The sequence below is a fragment of the Acidovorax sp. Leaf78 genome (assembly GCF_001422735.1).
GTDB lineage: Bacteria > Pseudomonadota > Gammaproteobacteria > Burkholderiales > Burkholderiaceae_C > Acidovorax.
Genome location: NZ_LMLZ01000021.1, coordinates 44,041 through 66,129, shown reverse-complemented (window position 1 = coordinate 66,129; position 22,089 = coordinate 44,041). Strand labels below are relative to the sequence as shown.

General features: G+C 65.4%; 23 protein-coding genes. 17 read left to right on the top strand and 6 right to left on the bottom strand.

The features are described from left to right. Positions 1–4: 4 nt before the first annotated feature. Genes cbiB through ASF16_RS16360 form a run of 4 tightly spaced genes read left to right on the top strand, consistent with a single transcriptional unit; the run spans position 5 to position 3,368 of the window. Positions 5–1,006, top strand: a complete 1,002-nt coding sequence (gene cbiB, locus ASF16_RS16375) for an adenosylcobinamide-phosphate synthase CbiB (protein ID WP_056169535.1) — start codon at positions 5–7, stop codon at positions 1,004–1,006. Positions 1,007–1,014: 8 nt separating this feature from the next. Beyond that, positions 1,015–2,169, top strand: a complete 1,155-nt coding sequence (locus ASF16_RS16370; RefSeq protein ID WP_235507409.1) for an aminotransferase class I/II-fold pyridoxal phosphate-dependent enzyme — start codon at positions 1,015–1,017, stop codon at positions 2,167–2,169. 13 nt (positions 2,170–2,182) lie between these two features. Beyond that, positions 2,183–2,977 (top strand): HipA family kinase, encoded by a 795-nt coding sequence (locus tag ASF16_RS16365; protein WP_056169532.1) that lies wholly within the window; start codon positions 2,183–2,185, stop codon positions 2,975–2,977. Beyond that, positions 2,964–3,368, top strand: coding sequence for a DUF3037 domain-containing protein (locus ASF16_RS16360; protein WP_056169530.1), 405 nt, complete (start codon positions 2,964–2,966; stop codon positions 3,366–3,368). The genes ASF16_RS16365 and ASF16_RS16360 overlap by 14 nt, the downstream gene beginning before the upstream one ends. 19 nt (positions 3,369–3,387) lie before the next feature. Here ASF16_RS16360 and ASF16_RS26230 read toward each other — a convergent pair whose 3' ends face one another. Continuing rightward, positions 3,388–4,128, bottom strand: coding sequence for a hypothetical protein (locus tag ASF16_RS26230; RefSeq protein ID WP_156372111.1), 741 nt, complete (start codon positions 4,126–4,128; stop codon positions 3,388–3,390). Continuing rightward, complete coding sequence (locus ASF16_RS25560) at positions 4,125–4,679, bottom strand: pesticin C-terminus-like muramidase (protein ID WP_082516993.1); 555 nt, start codon at positions 4,677–4,679, stop codon at positions 4,125–4,127. Before ASF16_RS25560 ends, ASF16_RS26230 begins: the two co-directional genes overlap by 4 nt. 548 nt (positions 4,680–5,227) lie before the next feature. On the opposite strand from ASF16_RS25560, the gene ASF16_RS16355 reads away from it, so the two are divergent. Continuing rightward, positions 5,228–5,710, top strand: a complete 483-nt coding sequence (locus tag ASF16_RS16355) for a type VI secretion system tube protein Hcp (RefSeq protein WP_056169527.1) — start codon at positions 5,228–5,230, stop codon at positions 5,708–5,710. A gap of 168 nt (positions 5,711–5,878) precedes the next feature. Further along, a complete protein-coding gene (locus tag ASF16_RS16350) occupies positions 5,879–7,390 on the top strand; it encodes a cobyric acid synthase (protein WP_156372126.1) in 1,512 nt (503 codons plus the stop codon). A gap of 14 nt (positions 7,391–7,404) precedes the next feature. Here ASF16_RS16350 and ASF16_RS16345 read toward each other — a convergent pair whose 3' ends face one another. After that, entirely contained in the window at positions 7,405–8,196 is a 792-nt protein-coding gene (locus ASF16_RS16345; RefSeq protein ID WP_056169521.1) for a class I SAM-dependent methyltransferase, read from the bottom strand. Here ASF16_RS16345 and cobT point away from each other — a divergent pair. Next, complete coding sequence (cobT, locus tag ASF16_RS16340) at positions 8,195–9,259, top strand: nicotinate-nucleotide--dimethylbenzimidazole phosphoribosyltransferase (RefSeq protein ID WP_056169519.1); 1,065 nt, start codon at positions 8,195–8,197, stop codon at positions 9,257–9,259. The two genes, ASF16_RS16345 and cobT, sit on opposite strands and share 2 nt — an antisense overlap. 13 nt (positions 9,260–9,272) lie before the next feature. On the opposite strand, the gene ASF16_RS16335 is transcribed toward cobT, so the two are convergent. Continuing rightward, positions 9,273–10,406: a GGDEF domain-containing protein gene (locus ASF16_RS16335; RefSeq protein ID WP_235507408.1), complete on the bottom strand. Its 1,134-nt coding sequence runs from the start codon at positions 10,404–10,406 to the stop codon at positions 9,273–9,275. 261 nt (positions 10,407–10,667) lie between these two features. Between ASF16_RS16335 and ASF16_RS16330 the strand changes: the two genes are divergently transcribed. The 8 genes from ASF16_RS16330 (at position 10,668) to ASF16_RS16295 (ending at position 17,717) form a co-directional block, all read left to right on the top strand. Beyond that, positions 10,668–11,777 (top strand): ABC transporter ATP-binding protein, encoded by a 1,110-nt coding sequence (locus ASF16_RS16330; protein WP_056169516.1) that lies wholly within the window; start codon positions 10,668–10,670, stop codon positions 11,775–11,777. A 71-nt stretch (positions 11,778–11,848) separates the two neighbouring features. Next, positions 11,849–13,156 carry a PotD/PotF family extracellular solute-binding protein gene (locus ASF16_RS16325; protein ID WP_056169512.1) on the top strand — a complete coding sequence of 436 codons (1,308 nt, stop codon included), beginning with the start codon at positions 11,849–11,851 and terminating at the stop codon, positions 13,154–13,156. 312 nt (positions 13,157–13,468) lie between these two features. Further along, positions 13,469–14,383, top strand: a complete 915-nt coding sequence (locus tag ASF16_RS16320) for an ABC transporter permease (RefSeq protein ID WP_056169510.1) — start codon at positions 13,469–13,471, stop codon at positions 14,381–14,383. 154 nt (positions 14,384–14,537) lie between these two features. Continuing rightward, entirely contained in the window at positions 14,538–15,428 is an 891-nt protein-coding gene (locus ASF16_RS16315) for an ABC transporter permease (protein ID WP_056169505.1), read from the top strand. A 13-nt stretch (positions 15,429–15,441) separates the two neighbouring features. Then, positions 15,442–16,257 carry a GntR family transcriptional regulator gene (locus ASF16_RS16310; RefSeq protein WP_056169503.1) on the top strand — a complete coding sequence of 272 codons (816 nt, stop codon included), beginning with the start codon at positions 15,442–15,444 and terminating at the stop codon, positions 16,255–16,257. A 35-nt stretch (positions 16,258–16,292) separates the two neighbouring features. Beyond that, a complete protein-coding gene (locus ASF16_RS16305; protein ID WP_056169500.1) occupies positions 16,293–17,069 on the top strand; it encodes an aspartate/glutamate racemase family protein in 777 nt (258 codons plus the stop codon). A gap of 28 nt (positions 17,070–17,097) precedes the next feature. After that, positions 17,098–17,322 (top strand): AbrB/MazE/SpoVT family DNA-binding domain-containing protein, encoded by a 225-nt coding sequence (locus ASF16_RS16300; protein ID WP_056169497.1) that lies wholly within the window; start codon positions 17,098–17,100, stop codon positions 17,320–17,322. Then, the gene (locus ASF16_RS16295) at positions 17,319–17,717 is read left to right on the top strand and encodes a type II toxin-antitoxin system death-on-curing family toxin (protein ID WP_056169493.1); all 399 of its coding nucleotides are present in this window, start codon (positions 17,319–17,321) and stop codon (positions 17,715–17,717) included. Before ASF16_RS16300 ends, ASF16_RS16295 begins: the two co-directional genes overlap by 4 nt. Positions 17,718–17,790: 73 nt before the next feature. Here ASF16_RS16295 and nth read toward each other — a convergent pair whose 3' ends face one another. Further along, on the bottom strand, positions 17,791–18,429 hold the full coding sequence (nth, locus tag ASF16_RS16290; protein ID WP_056169491.1) for an endonuclease III: 639 nt from the start codon (positions 18,427–18,429) through the stop codon (positions 17,791–17,793). Beyond that, positions 18,426–19,388: a LysR family transcriptional regulator gene (locus tag ASF16_RS16285; protein WP_056170624.1), complete on the bottom strand. Its 963-nt coding sequence runs from the start codon at positions 19,386–19,388 to the stop codon at positions 18,426–18,428. The genes nth and ASF16_RS16285 overlap by 4 nt, the downstream gene beginning before the upstream one ends. 96 nt (positions 19,389–19,484) lie before the next feature. Between ASF16_RS16285 and ASF16_RS16280 the strand changes: the two genes are divergently transcribed. Further along, entirely contained in the window at positions 19,485–20,984 is a 1,500-nt protein-coding gene (locus ASF16_RS16280; protein WP_235507406.1) for an amidase, read from the top strand. 85 nt (positions 20,985–21,069) lie between these two features. Continuing rightward, a complete protein-coding gene (locus ASF16_RS16275) occupies positions 21,070–22,056 on the top strand; it encodes a tripartite tricarboxylate transporter substrate binding protein (protein WP_056169487.1) in 987 nt (328 codons plus the stop codon). Positions 22,057–22,089 lie beyond the last annotated feature (33 nt).

The window sequence follows — 22,089 nt, the reverse complement described above, 5'->3', positions numbered from 1 at the left end:
TCCCATGGACGCCCTGGCTTTGCTTCTTCCTGCCACGCAGTGGGATGCCCTGCGCGTGCTGATCTGGGTGCCGGTGCTGGCCCTGGCCGTCGACTGGTGGCTGGGGGAGCCGCCGGCGGCCTGGCACCCTGTGGTGTGGATGGGCAAGGCGCTGCAGTACGGTGGCGAGCGGGTGGCTCCCACCGCCCCTGTGGCCGCTGATTTGAAGCGTTTTTGGCTAGCAGCGCTCTTCTGGTGTGCGCTGGCAGCTATTGTTTTGATAGTGTCTGGCTTGGCGCAGCACGCGACGCTGGCGCTGTATGGGCTGCTGGCCATGGCCCTGCTGGCCTTGCTGCTCAAGCCCCTGCTGGCTTGGCGGATGCTGCGCGATGAGGTGCTGGCGGTGGAGATTGCGCTGAGCCAGTCGCTGCCCGCAGGGCGCGAGCGCCTGTCGCGGCTGGTGAGCCGCGATGTGAGTGCGTTGACGGCCGACGAGGTGCGCGAATCCGCCATCGAGTCGCTGGCCGAAAACCTCAACGATTCGGTGGTGGCGCCGCTGTTCTGGTTTGCGCTGCTGGGGCTGCCCGGCGCCGCGCTGTACCGCATGGCCAACACGGCGGATGCGATGTGGGGCTACCCGGGCATGCGCGGCGGGCGGTATTGGCAATGGGCCGGCAAGTGGGCGGCGCGGGCGGACGATGGGCTGTCGTGGGTGCCTGCCCGCATCGCGGCGCTGCTGCTGGCGCTGGCCGCCGGGGGCCTGCCGCTGCGCACGCTGGTGCGGCAAGCGCGCAAGACGCCGTCGCCCAACAGCGGCTGGCCCATGGCGGCCATGGCGCTGTCGCTGAACGTGCGGCTGGCCAAGCCCGGGGTGTATGCGCTCAACGGCGCGGCAAGCTCCCCCGGGCCGCTGGACACGCGCCGCGCGGCGCGCCAGGGCGACAAGGTGGTGCTGATGTTGGTGCCGCTGGTGGCGGGCCTGCAGCTGCTGGTGGCGATGGCGCTGATGGGGTGGGCCAGGACATGAGCATCGACATGAGCATGAACACGGCGGCAGATGGCGACTGCGGCATGGGCAGCGCCTCGGCGCCCCTGCACGGCGGGCCCGACGCGTTGGGTGCGCCGCTGCACGACTTCTCCACCAACAGCAATGCCTGCGGACCATGCCCCGAGGCGCTGCTCTGCGTGCAGTCCGCCGATGCCAGCCGCTACCCGGATCCGGCCTACACCGCGTTGCGCGCCCGCCTGGCCGACCTGCATGCGGTGGACCCCGGCCGCATCGTGCTGGCGGGCAGCGCCAGTGAGTTCATCCACCGCACTACCGCTTTTGCTGCGCGCCAGAGTGCGACCTGTGTGGAGGTGCCCGCGCACAGCTATGGCGACTACTCACACGCCGCGCAGGCGTGGGGCCTGGGCGTCATCCGCGCAACACGCGGTGGTCTGCCAACGCAGGCCGCCCTGCACTGGGCGTGCGAGCCGTCGAGCCCGCTGGGCGTGACGGACCCCGCGCTGGCAGCGTGGCGTGAACACGGCTGCGCAGCTACTGCCCTGCAGGTGCTGGACTGCGCCTACGCCCCGCTGCGCCTGGACGGCCACCGTACCCACGCGCCGCCGACGGCCTGGCAGCTGTGGACCCCCAACAAGGCGCTGGGCCTGACGGGCGTGCGGGCCGCCTATGCCATCGCCCCGGCGCACGAGACCCCCGAGCGCATCGCCGCACTGCAGCGCCTGGCGCCCTCGTGGCCTGTGGGCGCGCACGGTGTGGCCATGCTCACCGCCTGGACACTGCCCACGGTGCAGCAGTGGCTGCAGCACAGCCTGGCCACGCTGCGCGAATGGAAGGCTGCGCAGCAGGCGTTGTGCGCCGCCCTGGGCTGGCGCGTGGTGCCTGGAAGCCTGGCGAACTACTTCGTGGCGCAACTGTCAGTTGCCCACGTGGCCGATGCATCTCACACGGTCGATACCTCTCAAGCTGCCCGCGCAGCCGACACCGCCCCATCCACCCAGACAGCACAGTGGCTGCGCGCTCTGCGCGCGCACGGCATCAAGCTGCGCGACTGCAGCTCGTTTGGCCTGCCCAGCCATGTGCGACTGGGCGTGCTGGCGCCCCCCGCGCAGCAGGCACTGGCCCGCGCCGTCCACGATGTGCAGCGCGCCGCCGCTACCATGCCCGATCCATCCAACCCCTGAGGAGCGCCACTTCGTGCGAACCATCACTGTCACCCGCTATGTCACGCCGCTGCGTGAAGGCGGCTCCATGCCCGCCGTGGTCGAGGGCGACGACCTGGGCCTGTACGTGCTCAAGTTCCGCGGTGCAGGGCAGGGCGTGCGCGCCTTGTTGGCCGAGCTCATCTCGGGCGGCATCGCCCGTGCCCTGCAACTGCCGGTGCCCGAGATCGTGCTGGCCGACCTGGACCCGGCGCTCGCGCAGACCGAGCCCGACCCCGAGATCCAAGACCTGGTGCGCGCCAGCGCCGGCCTCAACGTGGGGCTCGATTACCTGTCGGGTGCGCTCAACTTCGACCCGGCGGTCGACGAGGTGACCGACGACTTCGCGTCGCGCCTGGTGTGGTTCGACGCCCTAGTGGCCAATGTGGACCGCACCGCGCGCAACACCAACCTGCTGATGTGGCACCGCAAGCCCTGGCTCATCGACCACGGCGCATCGCTGACTTTTCACCATGCGTGGAACGGCGCGGTGGCGCAGCCGGCCAAGCCGTTTGCACCCATGGCCGACCACGTGCTGCTGCACCGCGCCACCGCCATTGCGCAGGTGGATGGCGAGCTGGCCGCGCTGCTCACGCGCGATGTGCTCACCCACATCCTGGCCGATGTGCCCGACGAGTTCCTGGCCATCGCCGGGGCTGAGCACACCGAGGGCCCGCTGTCGGCACCGGCCAGCCACCGCCAGGCCTATGTGGACCATTTCTGCGCGCGCCTGGAAGGCCGTGCCGCCTGGGTGGATGCGTTGAAGGGAGCCTTCGATGCGCAGCGCTGAGATGGACGTGTACGACTACGCCGTCGTGCGCGTGGTGCCGCGTGTGGAGCGCGAAGAATTCGTCAACGCCGGCGTGATCCTGTCGTGCCACCGCAGCGGCTTCCTGCAAGCGGCGATCGCGCTCGACGAGGCGCGCCTGCTGGCCATGGACCCGCAGGTCGACATCGACACCGTGCGCCGCCACCTGTCGGCCATCGTCGCCATCTGCGCGGGCGAGGCGGGTTGCGGGCCGATTGCGCAGTTGCCCTTCCGCTCGCGCTTTCACTGGCTGACGGCGCGGCGCAGCGCGATCATTCAGACGTCCCCGGTGCACACCGGCCGCTGCACCGATGCGGCGGCGGCGCTCGACCACATCATGGACCGCATGGTGCGGCCCCTGGGTGCGCGCTGAACGCGTCCTTAATAAGATATTAGCGGCCCTTCGGCAGTGTCTCTAGACTAACCCCGGGCGGGTAAATTGATCCTATATATGGCCCGTTAGATGATGGGTTCGACGGAGTCACGACCATGGTGGAATAGGACTTGTAGTTTCCGTCTTTTCTTTCGTCTCCAATCCAAACAATCCATTCTGTTTTGGTAGCTTTTACTCCCTTGGTCACGACCGTGCGGCGGACCACACCAACAATTTTCAATCCGAAAAATTGCTCGCTATTTTCAACCTCTATTGAATTTTTGGATAATTTTACTTTGCTTGAAGGTAAGAGAGTCTTAAACGTATGTTGTTGATCGTCCGCGCGGTTGCGTAGGGATGATGGAAAAGAGCGAAAATCCAAATGCTCAAAAATTTTCCTTGCAGCACTAGGTGAAAGCAAATTATTTTTGCTGACAATGTATTTTTCTTTTGAAATTAAATACAACGCTTCACAGGTTAAATATTCCGAGTGCACTTCTTCGTTGATAACGGTTTCTTCAGTTGCACTTGTCGCTAAGTATGTCAAATAATCGGTGCAGTTATCCGCCAGTGCACCATTTTCAAACTTTATTGGAGTCCGGGACTTGATAAGAGTCTTTTTGACGTCCATTAGAGCAGTCGAGAAACTCTTGTTGGTTGGATATACTTGAACAAGTGTTGATTGCTCGGAGCTTTGACTTGCCTGCAAAGCATTGCTGAGAAAAATTAGAACTGTCGCGACAAGTAAAGAATTTCTCATTTTACCTTATCTAAAAGAGCCGCCTCTTTTCTCCTGCGGGTGTGATATTTGTCGCCAAAATTATTCAAAAGTTTGACGGTCGCTTCCCAATCTTGCTTAACCACTAGAGACCAAAATTTAGGTAAAACTGCATCAAGGTTCTTCCCGTACTGAAATGAAACCGATGCAATTACTGTTTGAGCTTCAGCTGGCAGATCTAAAAAACTTTTTTCGCTAGAAGCTGTATCGTATTTGAGCTTAATGGCTGCCAAGTGTGCCGATTTTACAGCCTTGTCGATGATTTCTGCTTCGGATGCTGTTACCGTTAACGGCGATTTGTCGAGAAGTTCTGTTGCCTTTTCTTTCTTTAATCCCAAATAGGGTTTCAATTTTACGATCAAGGTTGAACTCAGTCCTAGTCTTTTTAAGTCATGCTCCGAGTGCTGCCCTAGATCAAATCCAGTTGCCACTGTTACACCGCTTTTGCTGGTTTCGGATGCTGGGACATAGGCTTTTGTGCGTCGTCCGCCTTCAAGATCGCTTAAAAAAGAATAATCAATTAAATCGGGCATTTTTCTGATTGCGTAAGTTAATAGATTTTTTAAATATTAAGTATTTTAGATCTTAAGTTAAAAGTGTTTATTGGGTATTTTAATACTTTAATTGGTTTCAAAGTGTATTATTTCTGGTTAAAAATGCCAAAATATACCCGTGCACAGTGATGATGTTTCGAATTTGTATGGATTGTTGTTTTGCTGGTGATTTTGGCCGTTTGCTTAGTACACTTGCGCAAGGATCGTTGATGGAGGGGTGAGTTGCAACGATTGTTTTGATTGGCAAGGCGTGCATTCTAGAAAATAATTTCTTTGGCTGTGTGTTTTTGTCTTTGCTGGAAGTGTCTGTCAAAAATGTCTTTTGATTTTTGCTGTAATGTGATTTTATCTCGCATTTTATTTTCAAGCACGAGTAGAGTGTTGCAAATTAAAGATTCCTGAGGCTGGCGTAAAACAATACTTGTTGGATTATCCCTTTTTTTGATCCTTTTTTGCAACCTTGTGTTTTTATTTGGGTGCATTGCTTGTGGCTTTGCTAAATTAATTTAAATGACGAAAGATTGGTAATGGCAGTTGCAATTTTTATGAAAGTGGAAGGCGCCATCGGCGAGTCAAAAGATGCTTCGCACAAGGATTGGACCGATGTCAAGTCGTTCACTTGGGGTACCTCTCAGCCGCACTCTATGGCGACGGGTGGCGGGGCCGGTGCTGGTAAGGCGACATTTCAGAATCTGAACATCACTGCTCATATTGACAAGGCTTATCCTGCCGTGCTCAAGCACTGCGCCACAGGCAAACACCTGGGTCAGATGGAAATCTCGATGTGTAAGGCTGGTGGTGCGCAGATCGAATTTTTTAAAATCACACTGACTGATGTGATTGTTACTAACGTGGCTGTCAGTGGAACCGCTGAGGGCGACATTGTTATGGTGAACTACGGCTTTCAAGCCGCAAAAATCAAGACTGAGTACTCTGAGCAGACGGCACAGGGTGGTAAGGGCGCAACGAGCGAAATGGGTTTCAGTATCAAGGAGAACAAAGAGGCCTGATAATAGGGCTGCGTGCCACTCCGAGGGGGAGATACAGCAATCGATCAATAGTCGGATTTTGAGGTAGGCACGATGTGATCTTTAGGCGCGCGCAGGCTATAGTCGGCAGCATTCGTTTCATTCCTAATGACCGTGCCTTCGCAACCTTCCTCGCTGGCCCGCTGCGTGATGGTGCTGGGCACCACCAGCGGCGCCGGCAAAAGCTGGCTCACCACCGCCCTGTGCCGCTGGTACAGCAACCAGGGCCTGAAGGTGGCGCCTTTCAAGGCGCAGAACATGAGCAACAACGCGCGCGTGGTGCCCGGCCCCGGCGGCACGGGCGCCGACGCGGGTGGCTTTGGCGCCTGGGGCGAGATCGGCAGCGCGCAGTACTTCCAGGCGCTGGCGGCCCGCGCCACGCCCGAGGTGCGCATGAACCCGCTGCTGCTCAAGCCCGAGGCCGACACCAAGAGCCAGGTGGTGCTGATGGGGCAGGTGAGCGCCGAGCTGACCGCGCTGCCCTGGCGCGGCCGCAGCGAACGCGTGTGGCCGCAGATCGCCGCTGCGCTGGACGCCCTGCGCGCCGAGAACGACGTGGTGGTGATCGAAGGCGCGGGCTCGCCCGCGGAGATCAACCTGCACGCCAGCGACATCGTGAACATGCGCGTGGCCCGCCACAGCGATGCGCGCTGCCTGCTGGTGACCGACATCGACCGGGGCGGCGCGTTTGCGCACCTGTACGGCACCTGGGCGCTGTTGCCCGAAGACGAGCGCGCGCTCATCCACGGCTTTGTGCTCAACAAGTTTCGCGGCGACGCTGCCTTGCTGGCCCCCGCGCCGCAGATGCTGCAGGACCTGACCGGCGTGCCCACGGTGGCCACCATCCCTATGCAGTGGCACCACGGATTGCCCGAAGAGGACGGTGTCTTCGACGACCGCAGCACCGCAGCCGGCGCAGTGCACACCACCGTGGCCGTCATCGCCTACCCGCGCATCAGCAACCTGGATGAGTTTCAGCCGCTCAAGAACGTGCCCGGCGTGCGCCTGCAGTGGGTGCGCAGTCCAGCCGATCTGGCGGGGCTCGCACCTGCCGACTGGGTGGTGCTGCCCGGCTCCAAGGCCACGGCGTACGACCTGGCCTGGCTGCGCGCCCAAGGCCTTGACGGGGCCATCGCCACCCATGCCGCGCGCGGCGGGCGGGTGCTGGGCGTGTGCGGCGGCCTGCAGATGCTGGGCGAGGCGCTGATCGACACCGACGGCATCGACGGCAACGCGCCCGGCCTGGGCCTGTTGCCGCTGGTGACCGCCTTTGCGCGCGATAAGACGGTGCGGCTCACGCGCACCCGCTGGGGCACGCTGGCGGGCGCATGGAGCGCGTTGTCAGGGGTGGAGGTGTCGGGCTACGAGATCCACCACGGGCAGACCGCGCAGCACCCGGCCATGGCCGCCGGGGGCGATGTGGCGCGCGAGGTGATGCCGGGCCTGGCCTGGACCAATGCGGCGGGCAATGTGCTGGGGGTCTACCTGCACGGCCTGTTCGAAGACACGGCGGTGCTGCACGCGCTGTTCGGCACGCGCGCCCCCACGCTCGACAGCGTGTTCGACGGCCTAGCGCGGTCCGCCGATGCTTGCTTTGCGCCCGGCGTGCTGGCTGCGTTGATAGCGCGACCGGTGCCTGGCATCACGCCTGCTGCGGCATGACGGTGCGCGCCGCCTCAGAGCCGCTCGCAGTGGTATGCGAGCGTGGTGTACGGGAACCGCACGGTGTCTTGCCCGCGCAGCGCGGGATGGCGGGCGATGAGTTCTTCGATCTGCGCACGCACTTGCTGGCGCTCGGCATCGGGCAGCGCGGCGATGAAGCTCACCGACATGAAGCGGTCGATGATGACCTGCTCTGGCGGGCCCACGTGTTCGTGCTGCAGTCGCGTCTCGGCCAGGGCGCTGAAGCCGGGGTGGGGGAACGGTTGCTTCCAGTCGCCCTTGTAGAACCGCGGGGCATCGCCTTCGAAGGGCGTGATGATGGTGGTCAGCTCGGCCACCCAGTCCACGGACTCGTCGCGCACATTCCAGACCAGGCCGAGCTTGCCGCCGGGGCGCAGCACGCGGTGGAACTCGTCCAGCGCGTCGGTGCCCGCGAACCAGTGGAACGCCTGCGCGCAGACCACCGCGTCGAGCGTGGCATCGGGCAGCGGGATGGCCTGCGCCGTGCCTGCCAGCGTGCGCACCGTGGGCAACTGCAGCGCGTCGATCTTGGCGCGCATCGCGTCCACCGGCTCCACGCCCACCACATCCGCGCCGGTGGTCGCCAGCAGCGCGGTGAACTTGCCCGTGCCCGCACCCACATCGGCCACCTGCCGCCCCGGGCCCAGGCCCAGGGTGTGCGCCAGCCAGTCCGACAGCGCCGCCGGGTAGTCCGGCCGGCCGCGCGCGTAGGCCTGGGCCTCTTTCGCGTAACCCTGCTGTGCCGCAGCGTGCACAGCGTCATTCTTTGTGTTCACTACCACCATGACTGCACCTTTCGTTCTACCGTCCGTTGATGATTTGCATGATGCCGCGTTGGCCGCCCGCCTGCAGCATGTGATCGATTACAAGACCAAGCCGCTCGGTTCATTGGGCGCGCTGGAGCGCCTGGCGCTGCGCCTGGGCGTCATCCAGGGCACCGAGACACCTGCACTGCATGCGCCGCAGATGCTGGTGTGCGCGGGCGACCACGGGCTGGCCGCAAGGGGCGTGTCGGCGTTTCCGAGCGACGTGACCTGGCAGATGGTCGAGAACTTCCTGGCCGGTGGCGCCGCCGTGAGCGTGCTGGCGCGCCAGCACGGCCTGGGCCTCACGGTGGTGGACTGCGGCGTGGGCAAGCCCATCGCGGCGCGTGATGCCGCGCCGGGCCAGCCGCAATTGCTGCTGCGCAAGGTGGCGCTGGGCACGCAAGATGCGTCCGTGGGCCCTGCGATGACGGCAGCGCAGTGCAGCGAGGCCCTGGCGAATGGCGTAGAGGTGGTGCGCGGCCTGCCCGGCAATGCGCTGCTGCTGGGCGAGATGGGCATCGGCAACACGTCGGTGGCGTCGCTGCTGCTCGCGCGCCTGGCCGGCCTGCCGCTGGCCGAGGTGACGGGTGCGGGCACCGGGCTCGACGCCGCCGGCATCGAGCGCAAGCGCGCCGTGCTGCAGCAGGCACTGGATGTGAACGCCGAGGCCACCAGTGCGCTCGATGCACTGGCGGCCCTGGGCGGCTTCGAGGTGGCCACACTGGTCGGCGCGGTGCTGCAGGCGGCTGCCGAGCGCCGCGTGATCGTGGTGGACGGCTTCATCACCAGTGCTGCTGTTCTGGTGGCCAGCCGCCTGCAGCCGCATGTGCTGCAGCGCTGCGTGTTCGCCCACCGCTCGGGCGAACGGGGCCACAGCCTCATGCTGGCGCAGATGCAGGCCGAGCCGCTGCTGGACCTGGGCCTGCGCCTGGGCGAGGGCTCGGGCGCGGCGCTGGCCTGGCCGTTGCTGCAGTCGGCCTGCGCGGTGCTGGGCGAGATGGCGAGCTTCGAGTCGGCCGGCGTGGCCACGCAGACAGCCTGACGGGTGGCCTGCGTCAGGCCGCCACGGTGCGGTTGCGGCCCTGTTCCTTGGCGCGGTACAGCGCCGCATCGGCGCGCGAGAGCATCGCGTCCAGCGTCTCGTCCGGCCCCTGCCAGCTGGTCACGCCGATGCTGACCTGGCAGTCGAGGGCGTGGCCCGCGGCCAGGGCGGCGTGGATGCGCTGGGCCACCTGCGCGGCGGCTGCGGCATCGGCACCGGGCAGCAGCACCATGAATTCCTCCCCGCCGTAGCGGCCCAGGCGGTCTTGCCGGCGCAGCACCTGCCGTGTGCTGTCGGCAAAGTGCACCAGCACCGCATCGCCGTGCTGGTGGCCGTGGGTGTCGTTCACGGCCTTGAAGTTGTCCAGGTCCAGCATCATGATGGACGGGCCCTGGCCGTAGCGGTGGGCGCGCTCCAGTTCGTCCTCGCAGCGCTGCAGCAGCGCGCGGCGGTTGAGCGTGTTGGTCAGCGAGTCGTGCGTGGCCAGGTGTTCCAGCTCGGTGCGCAGCCGGTCGGTGGCCATCAGCACCGCGCCGATGGACAGCATGAGCACCGTCAGCACGTAGGCGCCGATGTAGAAGGTCTGGAACATCGAGGGCTCCATCAGGTTGGCCCCCGCATGCCCGATGGCGATGGAGACGAGCCGCAGGGCGAGCACGGCCATGTGCAGGGCCAGCACCGCCTCCACCAGGCGCACCGGAAAGGTCTGCTCGCCATGGCGCAGCATGAAGCGCAGCTGCGCGGCGTAGATGAAACCCATCATGGCCGAGAAGAAGGCCACCCGCAGCGCGTAGTGCGGGACCCAGTAGGTGAGCACGATGAATACCAGCGTGCTGGCGGCCATGACCCAGGCCCACACGCGCCAGGTGCTGGGCGCCCCCATGAAGCTGCGCGTGCCCATGTAGTAGGTGACGGTGCCCAGCACCAGCAGTTCGTTGGCGAGCACCAGGCTCAGCCAGTCGGGTACGAAACCGCGCACGCTGAAGAGCACGGTGGAGGCCAGCCACAGCAGCGGGGCCACCGCCCAGGCGCCCACGCCACGGATCGATGGCGGGTAGTGCCGCCGCATGAACAGGAGCACGATGGCCATGACCGCGGACATGAAGCCCGCCATGGCGATCATGGAGCGCGGGTCAAGGTGCGTCATCCGGCGTGGGGGGAGGTGGCGCCTCTTGTAAAGGTAAGTATTTGTGTCTGCCTCGGTTTCAGTATAGCCATGCGCCGAGCGGCTCACCAGCAAGGCGCGCCGCGCAAACGTTTTCGCACCAATAAAAGGCTGCACCGTGCGGGCGAGGTGCCGGCGGTTCGTGCAACTGGTGCGCTGTGCGCACGATGCTGGTGCATTTTGTACTCAAAGTGAATAAAAGATTGTGTACAAAACTGGCACGGCGCTTGCAATAGGCAGTGCATGCAAGTCCCAGCCCCTGCCAAGGCCCCGGCCGCCATCGAAATCGTCGCACTCACCAAGCGGTATGCCCACGGCAAACCCGCGGTGGATGCGATCAACCTGCGCATTGCGAGCGGCAGCTATTGCTGCCTGCTGGGCCCCTCGGGCTGCGGCAAGAGCACGACCTTGCGCATGATCGCCGGGCACGAGTCGGTCACCAGCGGCGACATCCTGCTGGAGAACCGCAACATCACCGACCTGCCCGCCGCGGCGCGCGGCACGGCCATGATGTTCCAGAGCTTTGCGCTGTTCCCGCACCTGTCGGCGCTGGACAACGTGGCCTTCAGTTTGAAGATGAAGGGCGTGGCCAAGGCAGAGCGCCAAGCCAAGGCGCGCGACCTGCTCGAGCGAGTGGCCATGGGCCACCTGGCCGATCGCAAGCCGGCCGAGCTGTCGGGCGGGCAGCAGCAGCGCGTGGCGCTGGCGCGCGCGCTCATCACCCAGCCGCGCGTGCTGCTGCTGGACGAACCGCTTTCCGCGCTGGACCCTTTCCTGCGCATCCAGATGCGCGCCGAGCTGCGCCGCTGGCAAAAGGAGCTGGGCCTGACTTTCATCCACGTGACCCACTCGCAGGAAGAAGCCATGGCCCTGGCCGACACCATGGTGGTGATGAACCACGGCGTGATCGAGCAGGTGGGCAGCCCGCACGAGGTCTACAACCGGCCGGCCAGCGAGTTCGTGGCGCGCTTCATGGGCGGCCACAACGTGATCGATACGCTGGACGGCAAGGTCGGCGTGCGCACCGACCACCTGCAGATCGCCCCTGCCAGTGCCGAGCTGCCCTGGGGCGCCCAGCGCATGCAGGCCGTGGTGACCGACGTGGAGTACCAGGGCACCTATGTGCTGCTGGGCCTGCAAAAGCAGGGCGTGGCCCTGTCGGCCAACGCCACGGCGGCGTATTCGGTGATGGTGTCCGAGGCCGCCTTTGCCACCCAGCCGTATGCGGTGGGCCAGGGCGTGCAGCTGCACTGGACGCCGGAGCAGGCCCACCCGCTGTCGCCCCGCACGGTGCCGGTATCCGCGCCTGCTGCTGCTGCTGATGCGGCCACTGCGCAGGCCGTGCCGGCCTGACCCTTTTTCGTTTGATCGTTCGTCCTCTCGTTTCCAACCCCCTGCCACTTCGCCAACCAAGGAGCTTTCCCATGTCCGACGACTCTCGTGCTGATTCCCCCGCTGTTGTTGCTGCCGCCGCCTCCGACACCACCGGCGGCATGCAGCGCCGCTCGCTGCTCAAGGGCACGGCGGGCATCCTGGCCGCTGGCGTGTTCCCGGCCGTCCATTCGCAGGAGAAGATCGTGCTGCGCTACCTGGGCACGGCGGTGAACCAGGACAAGGCCATTGCCGAGAAGTTCAAGGCCGACACCGGCATCGAGATCCAGTACGTGGCCGTGACCACGGACGACGTGACCAAGCGCGCCGTGACCGCGCCCAACAGTTTCGACCTGATCGACACCGAGTACTTCTCGCTGAAAAAGATCGTGCCCACGGGCAACTTGAAGGGCATCGACACCAAGCGCATCAAGAACGCCGACAAGATCACCACGCTGTTCACCACCGGCATGGTGGCCGGCAAGGCCGTGGGCGACCAGGGCACGGCGCCCAAGAAGGTGATCTACCTGGAAGGCGAAAAATCCAAGAAGTTCGCAACCGCGCCCACGCAGTTCATGTCGCTGATCCCCACCGTGTACAACGCCGACACGCTGGGCATCCGCCCCGATTTGATCAAGCGCCCCATCAGCTCCTGGGCCGAGCTTCTGAACCCCGAGTTCAAGGGCAAGACCGCGATCCTGAACATTCCTTCGATCGGCATCATGGACGCCGCCATGGTGGTCGAGGCCATGGGCATCTACAAGTATCCTGACAAGGGCAACATGACCAAGAAGGAGATCGACCTCACGATCAAGACCCTGATCGAAGCCAAGAAGCAGGGCCAGTTCCGCGCGCTGTGGAAGGACTTCAACGAGTCGGTCAACCTGATGGCATCGGGCGAGGTGGTGATCCAGTCGATGTGGAGCCCGGCCGTCACCGCCGTGCGCACCAAGGGCATCGCCTGCAACTTCCAGCCGCTCAAGGAAGGCTACCGCGCCTGGGCTGCAGGCTTTGGCCTGCCGGCCACATTGAGCGGCCGCAAGCTTGATGGCGCGTACGAGTTCATCAACTGGTTCCTGGACGGCTGGGCCGGTGCGTACCTGAACCGCCAGGGCTACTACAGCGCCGTGCTGGAGACCGCCAAGTCCAAGATGGAAGCCTACGAGTGGGCCTACTGGATGGAAGGCAAGCCCGCCACGCAGGACATCAAGAGCCCCAATGGCGACGTGCTGGCCAAGACCGGCGCGGTGCGCGACGGCGGCAGCTATGAATCGCGCATGGGTGGCATCGCCTGCTGGAACGCGCTGATGGACGAGAACAACTACATGGTTCAGAAGTGGAATGAATTCGTCGCGGCCTGACGGAGTGAAGGGCGGGGCCTGGCTCCGACAGGCTCAGCCCGAACGGTTTGGGGGAGGGCGTGTGTTCACCGCAACCCCCAATCCGACCCCAATCCACCCCCAACCGTTCGCACTGAGCTTGTCGAAGTGAGGGCTCAGCATGACTTTTTGTGCCGATCCGTCATTGGAAAAATCCCAACCCGTTCACGCTGAGCCTGTCGAAGCGCCGCACGAGGCTTCGACAGGCTCAGCCCGAACGGCTCGGATCGATCGAACGCGAATCCTTGTGAATAGTCACGTTCTCTTGCGCTAATTTGGCTGAACCGCACCACCATGAGCACCACCCACACTCCGACCTTGCCTGCCAGCGCCGCCCCCGGGCGCGGCATTGCCGCCTGGTGGCAGGCCGCGCCGTTCACGCTGGTGTTCGTGCTGTTCTTCCTGGTGCCGCTCGCGCTGATCGTGATGGTCAGCTTCTGGGACTTCAACGAGTACGAATTGCTGCCGGGCTTCACGTTCAAGAACTACGTGTCGATCTTTGCGGGCTGTGGCGATGCGTCAGACGGCCTGTGCGTCACGCTCAAGACGTACTGGTCCACGCTCAAGTTCAGTTTTCTGGTGTGGCTGATCACGCTGGTGATCGGCTTCACGGTGGCCTATTTCCTGGCCTTTCATGTGCGCTCGTCGGGCATGCAGACGCTGCTGTTCGTGCTGTGCACCATTCCGTTCTGGACGTCGAACGTGATCCGCATGATCTCGTGGGTGCCGCTGCTGGGGCGCAACGGGCTGGTGAACCAGACCCTGGTGGGGGCGGGGCTGGTCGATCAGCCCGTCGAATGGCTGCTGTTCTCGGACTTCTCGGTGGTGCTGGCCTTCGTGCACCTGTACACCATGTTCATGATCGTGCCCATCTTCAACAGCATGATGCGCATCGACCGCAGCCTCATCGAGGCCGCCAGCGACAGCGGGGCCAGCGGCTGGCAGACGCTGTGGAACGTGATCGTGCCGCTGTCGCGCACCGGCATCATCATCGGGTCCATTTTCGTGATCACCATCGTCATGGGCGACTTCGTCACCATCGGCGTGATGGGCGGCCAGCAGATCGCCTCCATCGGCAAGATCATCCAGGTGCAGACGTCGTACCTGCAGTTCCCGCTGGCCGCGGCCAATGCCGTGATCCTGCTCGCGGTGGTGCTCATGATCATCTGGGGCCTCACGCGCCTCGTGGACATCCGAAAAGAACTATGAACACCCCCGTTGCTTGCTCACTTCGTGTAGCCGCCACCCCCCTCCAGGGGGCGACACCGGTGGCCCGGCAAAGCCGGCTCCACGGTGTCACTGGCTTGGTTCATGCCATGTTGAATGGCTTGTTGCCGAAATTGGTCCATCGTAGGAATCCCGCATGAAAGCTCCTCGCGAATCCCGCCCCGCCAGCTTCTGGCTGCTGGCCATCGTGTTCAGCCTGTTCGTGCTGTTCATGTACGGGCCCATGTTCGTCATCTTCATCCTGAGCTTCCAGGGCCCCGAAGGCGGGCTGACCTTTCCCATGCGCGGCGTGTCGCTGCACTGGTTCCACAAGCTGGCCGAAGGCTTGGGCGTGGTGGACATCGGCGCGGCGCTGTGGCGCTCGCTGGGCCTGGGTGTGGCGGTGATGCTGTGCACGGTGGTGCTGTCGGTGCTGGCGGGCCTGGCCTTTCGCAAGAGGCTGGCGGGCGGCAACACGCTGTTCTTCATCGTCGTGGCCAGCCTGATCATGCCGTCCATCATCGTCTCGCTGGGCATCGGGCTGGAGTTCCGGCTCATCGACAACGGCATCAAGGCCGCGCTCGAATGGCTGGGCATGGAGAGCGCGCTGGAGGGCTACGGCACGTCGCTCGGCCTGTTCACCTCGGCCCTGGGCGCGCACCTGACCTGGACGCTGCCGTTCGGCCTGCTGATCATGTTCGCGGTGTTCAACCGCTTCAACCCGGCGTACGAAGAGGCCGCGCGCGACCTGGGCGCCACGCCCTGGCAGGGCTTTGCCCATGTGGTGCTGCCGCTGATCGCGCCCTCGGTGGTGGGCATCGGCATGTTCGGCTTCACGCTCAGCTGGGACGAGATCGCCCGCACCTCGCAGGCCATCGGCGACGTGAACACGCTGCCGCTGGAGCTGCAGGGCCTGACCAGCACGGTCACCACGCCGTCGATCTACGCGCTGGGCACCCTGACCACGGTGGTGTCGTTCGTGGTCATGGGCATCACGCTCGCCCTGGTGTGGGCATTGGGCCGCGGGCGCAAGGGCCGTTCGGGGTAAAAACGGCACATCTATGACCACGACTGCCAAGAAACCCCGGCGCGCAGCCCAGGCTGCCGCTTCTGCCCCCGCCTCCGCGCCCGCCGAATCGCCCGTTCAGTCGACCATGCAGTCGCCTATGGCCGACGTCCCGGGCCAGCTGAGCGACAACGACATGTACGACCGCATGGTGTCGGCCATTCTGGACCACCGCCTGCCGCCCGGCACCAAGCTGGTCGAAGACAAGCTGGCAGCGGCCTTCGGCGTGTCGCGCACGCGCGTGCGGCCGCTGCTGGTGCGGCTGGCCAACGAGCAGGTGGTCACGCTCACACCCAACCGGGGCGCGTCCATCGCCCAGCCGACACCGGAAGAGGCGCGCGAAGTTTTCGAGGTCCGTCGCCTGCTCGAGCCGCGGCTGGTCGAGCTTTTCATCGCCAACGCCACCGACGCCGACATTGCCGCGCTGCGCACCTGCATCGACGACGAAGAGGCTGCGCGCGCCGGTGGCGACATGCGCCGGGCCATCCGCCTGTCGGGCGACTTTCACCTGCACATCGCCCAGGCCGCGGGCCACCAGACGCTCGGGCGCATCCTGCGCGAACTGGTCTCGCGCACCTCGCTCATCCTCATGACCTATAGCCCCAGCCATGCCCGCGAGCGCGAGGAGGCCACGGCCTGCGGCTGCCGGGAGCACCGCGCGCTGATCGACGCCATCCGCTTGCGCGACGCGCGCGAGGCGGCGCGGCTGATGCTGGACCATTTGAAACGCATCGAGTCCCAGCTGGAGTTCACCCCGCCCGCCAGCGATGCGCCCGACCTCATCGGTCTGCTGCTGGGCCGCGCGGCCTGAACGCATCGACCCGACCTCCACGACCTTCTTTAACCGTGCGCCAACTGCTGGTCATCAACCCCAACACCTCCGCCAGCGTGAGCACGCTGCTGCAGCACCACGTGCAGGCCGCTGCCGGCTCGCATGTGGCAGTGCGCACTGCCACCGCCCGTTTCGGTGCGCCGTACATCGCCTGCGAGGCGAGCTACGCCGTGGCAGCGCATGCCGCGCTCGACGCCTGGGCCCATGACCTGGCACAGCCGCAGGGCAGGCAGCCGCCGCCCGATGCCGTGCTGATCGGCTGCTTTGGCGACCCGGGACTCATGGCCCTGCGTGAAAGCAGCCCGGTGCCCGTGACCGGCCTGGCCGAAGCGTCCTTCATCGAAGCCGCCCGCCACGGCCGCTTTGCCATCGTCACCGGTGGCGAGCGCTGGGGCCCCATGCTGCAGCGCCTGGCGCAGGCCCTGGGGCATGCGCACGGGCTGGCAGGTATCCACACCGTGGCCCCCACAGGCGCTCAGCTGGCTGCCGACCCGGACGCTGCCCGCGCCTTGCTGGCCCAGGCCTGCCGCGATGTCGTGCGCCAGATGGGTGTGCAGGCGGTCATCCTGGGCGGTGCGGGCCTGGCCGGCATGGCCGCCGCCGTGCAGCCGCAAGTGGGCGTGCCGGTGATCGACAGCGTGGTGGCGGGTGCGACCTGGGCGCTGCGGGCGCACCCGGTGCCGCCCGAGCGTCGGGTGGCGGGGTTTGATGTCAGCTGGGCTGGCGTTTCAGTCGATATGGCAGATCTGGGAATTAACGCTACGTTTGACGGAGGCAGCGGGCAGGTTTAGTATTACATGTGTAATTACTGGAGTTCCCATGCACACCCTCAAACTCACCCAAGTCGGTAACTCTGTCGGAGCCATCTTCCCCAAGGAGCTGCTGGCGCGACTGCAGTTGGAGAAGGGCGATGAGCTGTACGTGACCGAGTCACCTGATGGCTTGCGCATCACGACCCACAATCCGGAATTCGAAGCGCAGATGCGCGTTGCGCGCGAGATCATGAAAGAGCGTCGGGCCGTTTTGCACGAGTTGGCCAAATGAGCCAGTGGGTCTGGCTGGACAGGGCTGTCATTGTTGCCATCCATGAAATGCAGTTGGCAGAGCATGGCGGAGGTGCAGGCGTGCGTGATGCAGGATTGCTGGATTCGGCATTGGGCAAGCCGCTCCATCTGAGCCACTACGGCGAGCCGCCGCCCGATGCCCCTGCCTTGGCCGCGTCGTACGGCTACGGCATTTCTCGCAACCATCCTTTCATTGACGGCAACAAGCGTACAGGCTTCGTGGCGGCGGAACTGTTTCTGCGTCTGAACGGGTGGACGTTGGCTGCGGATGATGCGTCTTGCGTGATGACCATGCTCGCCGTCGCTGCCGGAGACATTTCGGAAGAAGCCTTTGCCGCCTGGCTGCGCAAACATGCAGTCGCTCGCCAAGCATGAAGGCTTTGAGGCCTCTACCGCTTGACTGTTAAGCGCGAGCAGCTATCGAATCTGTAGCGGCAGGCCGTATGGATCAAGGCGCCATCACCTTCGGCTCGAAATCGCAATACCGTGCCACCACGCACTCCCAGCAGTGCGGCTTGCGCGCCTGGCACACATAGCGGCCGTGCAGGATGAGCCAGTGGTGCGAGTCCACGGCGTACTCGGGGGGCACGCGCTTCATCAGCTGCAGCTCCACGGCCAGCGGGTTTTTGCCCGGGGCCAGGCCGGTGCGGTTGCTCACGCGGAAGATGTGGGTGTCCACCGCCATGGTGGGTTGGCCGAACGCCACGTTGAGCACCACGTTGGCCGTCTTGCGGCCCACGCCGGGCAGGGCCTCCAGGGCTTCGCGGGTGCGGGGGACCTGGCTGCCGTGCTGCTCCACCAGGATCTGGCAGGTCTGCAGCAGGTGGCGGGCCTTGCTCTTGTACAGGCCGATGGTCTTGATGTAGCCCTCCAGGCCCTCGAGGCCCAAGTCCCAGACGGCCTGGGGCGTGCCCGCCACCGGGAACAGCTTGCGCGTGGCCTTGTTCACGCCCACGTCGGTGGCTTGGGCCGACAGCAGCACGGCGGCCAGCAGTTCGAACGGGGTGGTGTATTCCAGCTCCGTGTTGGGCATGGGGTTGGCCGCCTTGAGGGTGGCGAAGAAGGGCTCGATGTCGGAGGTCTTCATCTGGACTTGGGTGGGGGCGTTTTTTTTCTGGAAGGCACGGGTGGTGCCGCTGCATTGTCCCGCAGCTGGCCGCGCAGGAACTCCAGGAACATGCGCACGGCGGCCGGCAGGGTGCGGCCGTGCAGCGTCTGCAGCTCGGTGTAGCGCGCGCCCATGCCGGGCTCGCGGATCTGCGCGGCGTGCAGCTCGCCGCGCTGCACGCGGTCGCGCACCGTGACTTCGCCCGAGATCGAAAGGCCGCCGCCGTGCAGCACGAAGTGCATCAGGGTCTCGAAGTGGTTGCACACCAGCGCGGGCTCGAACACCAGGCCGCGCTGGCTGCAGCCGATGTCGAACAGCTGGCGCACGGTGTTGTCGCGCTCGGGCAGGGCGATGGGGTAGCCATGCATCTGCGCCAGCGTGACCGACGCGAATCGCGCGAGCGTGTGGTCCTTGCGCATGATGGCGATGACGGGTGATGCCAGCCGGTGCTGCACGGTGATGTCGCGCTCGGCCGATCGGCTGTAGGTCAGCCCGATGTCGGCATCGCCGTTGAGCACGGCGGTGGTCACGGCTGCGGGGCTGACCACCCGCAGGTGGAACTGGATGCCGGGGTACTGCGTGCGGAACTGCGCCATCACCCGCGGCAGGAATTCGATGGCAAAGCCGGCCGAGCTGCACACGCGCACCAGCCCGGTGTGCAGGCCCTGCAGCGCCGCAATGTCCGACACCACGCGGTCCGCCTCCAGCGCGCCGCGCCGGGCGTAGGCCGCCAGCAGCTCGCCGGCGGCGCTGGGCGCCATGCCGCGCGGGCGCCGCTCGAACAGCGGCACGGAGAGCAGGTCTTCGAGCGCGGCCACCTGCCGGCTCACGGCCGAGGGCGACACGTTCAGGCGCGTGGCGGCCTCGCTGACCGAACCGCTGCGCACGACCTCCAGAAAGTAGCGCAGTGCCGTGTCCTGAAGCCGGGTCGAAAGCATGGGGCCGCCTTGGGGTGTGGATTGCATAAAACGCAACGATAACCTCAGAAATCGTCGATTGTCGAAACGCAAGGGGCTGCTTATGCTGACTTGCAAATGACACAATCCTCCAGCTCCGCCACATCGACCACACCCGCGCAGCCTGCCCAGGGCAGGGCACCGTGCGGCATCGTCGGCCACACGGCCACCAGCCTGTCGCGCGCCATCCACGCCCGCGACGTGTCGTGTGCCGAGGTGCTCGACGCCTACCTGGCACAGGTCGACCGCCTGAACCCCGTGGTCAATGCGCTGGTGGCCCTGGCAGACCGCGACATGCTGCGCACGCAGGCCGCCGAGCGCGATGCGCAGCTGGCGCGCGGCGAGAGCCTGGGGCCGCTGCACGGCTTTCCGCAGGCACCCAAGGACATCATGCCCGCGGCCGGCATGGTCACCACGCGCGGCTCACCCATCTTTGCGGGGCAGGTGTCCACCACCGACGCCGTGGTGTTCGAGCGCATGCGCGCGGGCGGTGCGCTGTTCGTCGGCCGCAGCAACTCGCCCGAGTTCGGCCTGGGCGGGCACACCTACAACCCGGTGTACGGCACCACGCGCAATGCGTTCGACCCGGGCGTGTCGGCGGGCGGCAGCAGCGGCGGGGCGGCGGTGGCCGTGGCGCTGCACATGCTGCCGGTGGCCGACGGATCGGACATGATGGGGTCGCTGCGCACGCCGGCGGCGTTCAACAACGTGTATGGGCTGCGCACCTCGTTCGGCCTGGTGCCGCACGGCCCGACCGAAGAGGTGTTCTTCCAGCAGTTCAGCGTGGCCGGCCCCATGGCGCGCAACATCCCGGACCTGGCGCTGCTGCTGTCCGTGCAGGCGGGCTTCGATGCGCGGCTGCCGCTCACCCGCCGGCACGAGGACGTGGCCTTGCTGGGGCGGCCGCTGGAGCGCGACTTCGGCGGTGCGCGCATCGGCTGGCTGGGCGACCTGGGCGGGCACCTGCCCACCGAGCCCGGCGTGCTGGCCACCTGTGAGCAGTCGCTCGCGCACTTTCGCACGGTGGGCTGCACGGTGGAATCCGTGGTGCCCGCGTTCGACATGGCCCAACTGTGGAACGCCTGGATCGACCTGCGCAGCTTCAGTGTGGCGGGGGCCAACGCGGGCCTGTACCGCAACCCGGCCACGCGCGCACTGCTCAAGGCCGAGGCGGTGTGGGAGATCGAGCGCGGCATGCGGCTGTCGGCCCTGCAGGTGTACGACGCGGCCCGCGTGCGCAGTGCGTGGTACCAGATGCTGCGCGGCCTGTTCGAGCAGTTCGACTTTCTGGTGCTGCCGGCCGCGCAGGTTTTTCCGTTCCATGCCGACCTGGACTGGCCGCACGAGGTCGGCGGGCGCACCATGGACACCTACCACCGCTGGATGGAGGCCGTGGTGCCCGCCACCATGGCCGGCCTGCCTGCCTTGGCTGCGCCTGCGGGCTTCGGGCCCGGCGGCTTGCCGGCGGGGCTGCAGATCATCGGTCCGGCGCAGTCCGATGCGGCCGTGCTGCAGATCGGGCACGCGTACGACCAGGCCAGCGGTCATGCCCGTGTGCCGAGCCCGTTGCTGGGCTGATGCGCGCTGTTTTCCACATCGATTCGCCATCCCGCCCTTACTGCTCTTACTGCCCTTCCCGCATTTTTTGACCGGAGAACTCCCCATGTCCCTGCCGCGCTCCCGCTTCGTATCGTGTCTCCTGGCCAGCGCATTCGTGCTGGCAGCGCCCGCCGTGTCCTGGGCGCAGCAGACCTATCCCGACCGGCCCGTGAAGCTGGTCGTCCCGTTCGCGCCCGGCGGCGCCACGGACATCCTGGGGCGCCTGCTGGCCACGGCGATGGGCGAGCGGCTGGGCCAGCCGATGGTGGTCGAAAACAGGCCGGGCGCGGGCACGGTGGTGGCCGCATCGCTCGTGGCCAAGGCACCGGCCGACGGCTACACCCTGCTGCTGGGCGCCAACACCACGCTCACCATGAACCCCGCCATCCGCACCAACCTGCCGTACGACCCGGTGCGCAGCTTCACGCCCATCGGCATGGTGGCCGACATGGGGCTGCTGCTGGTGGCCCACAACGATGTGCAGGGCAGCACGCTCAAGGACATCGTGGCGCAGGCCAAGGCCGCGCCGGACAAGTTCTCGTACGGGTCCTACGGCACGGGCTCGTCGGTGCACTTCGGCGCCGAGATGCTCAAGGCCACCGCGGGCTTTCCGATGTTGCACGTGCCCTTCAACGGCAGCTCGCCCAACCTGACTGCGCTGATGGGCGGGCAGGTGCACCTGGCGGTGGACACGGTGGTGGCCTCCACCCCGCTCATCAAGGCCGGCAAGATCAAGCCCATCGCCGTGCTCAGCCCGCAGCGCCTGGCGTTGTTGCCCAACGTGCCCACGGTCGCTGAGAGCGGCTACCCGGGCTTCGACATGGGCTCGTGGTTTGCGTTCGTTGCGCCCGCCGGCCTGCCCGCGCCGGTGCAGAAAAAGCTGGAGAAGGCCCTGGCGGACACCATGGCGTCTGCAGAATTCAAGAAGAAGCTGGTGGACATCGGCATGACCCCGGCCTGGGGCAACGGCGACGCGCTGCGCGCCCGCATCGAGCGTGAGCTGCCGCTGATGCGCGCCGTGGCGGCGCGGGCGGACATCCGCGTCGATTGATCGAGAAGGCGGCGCGCCCCGGAGCGGGGCGTG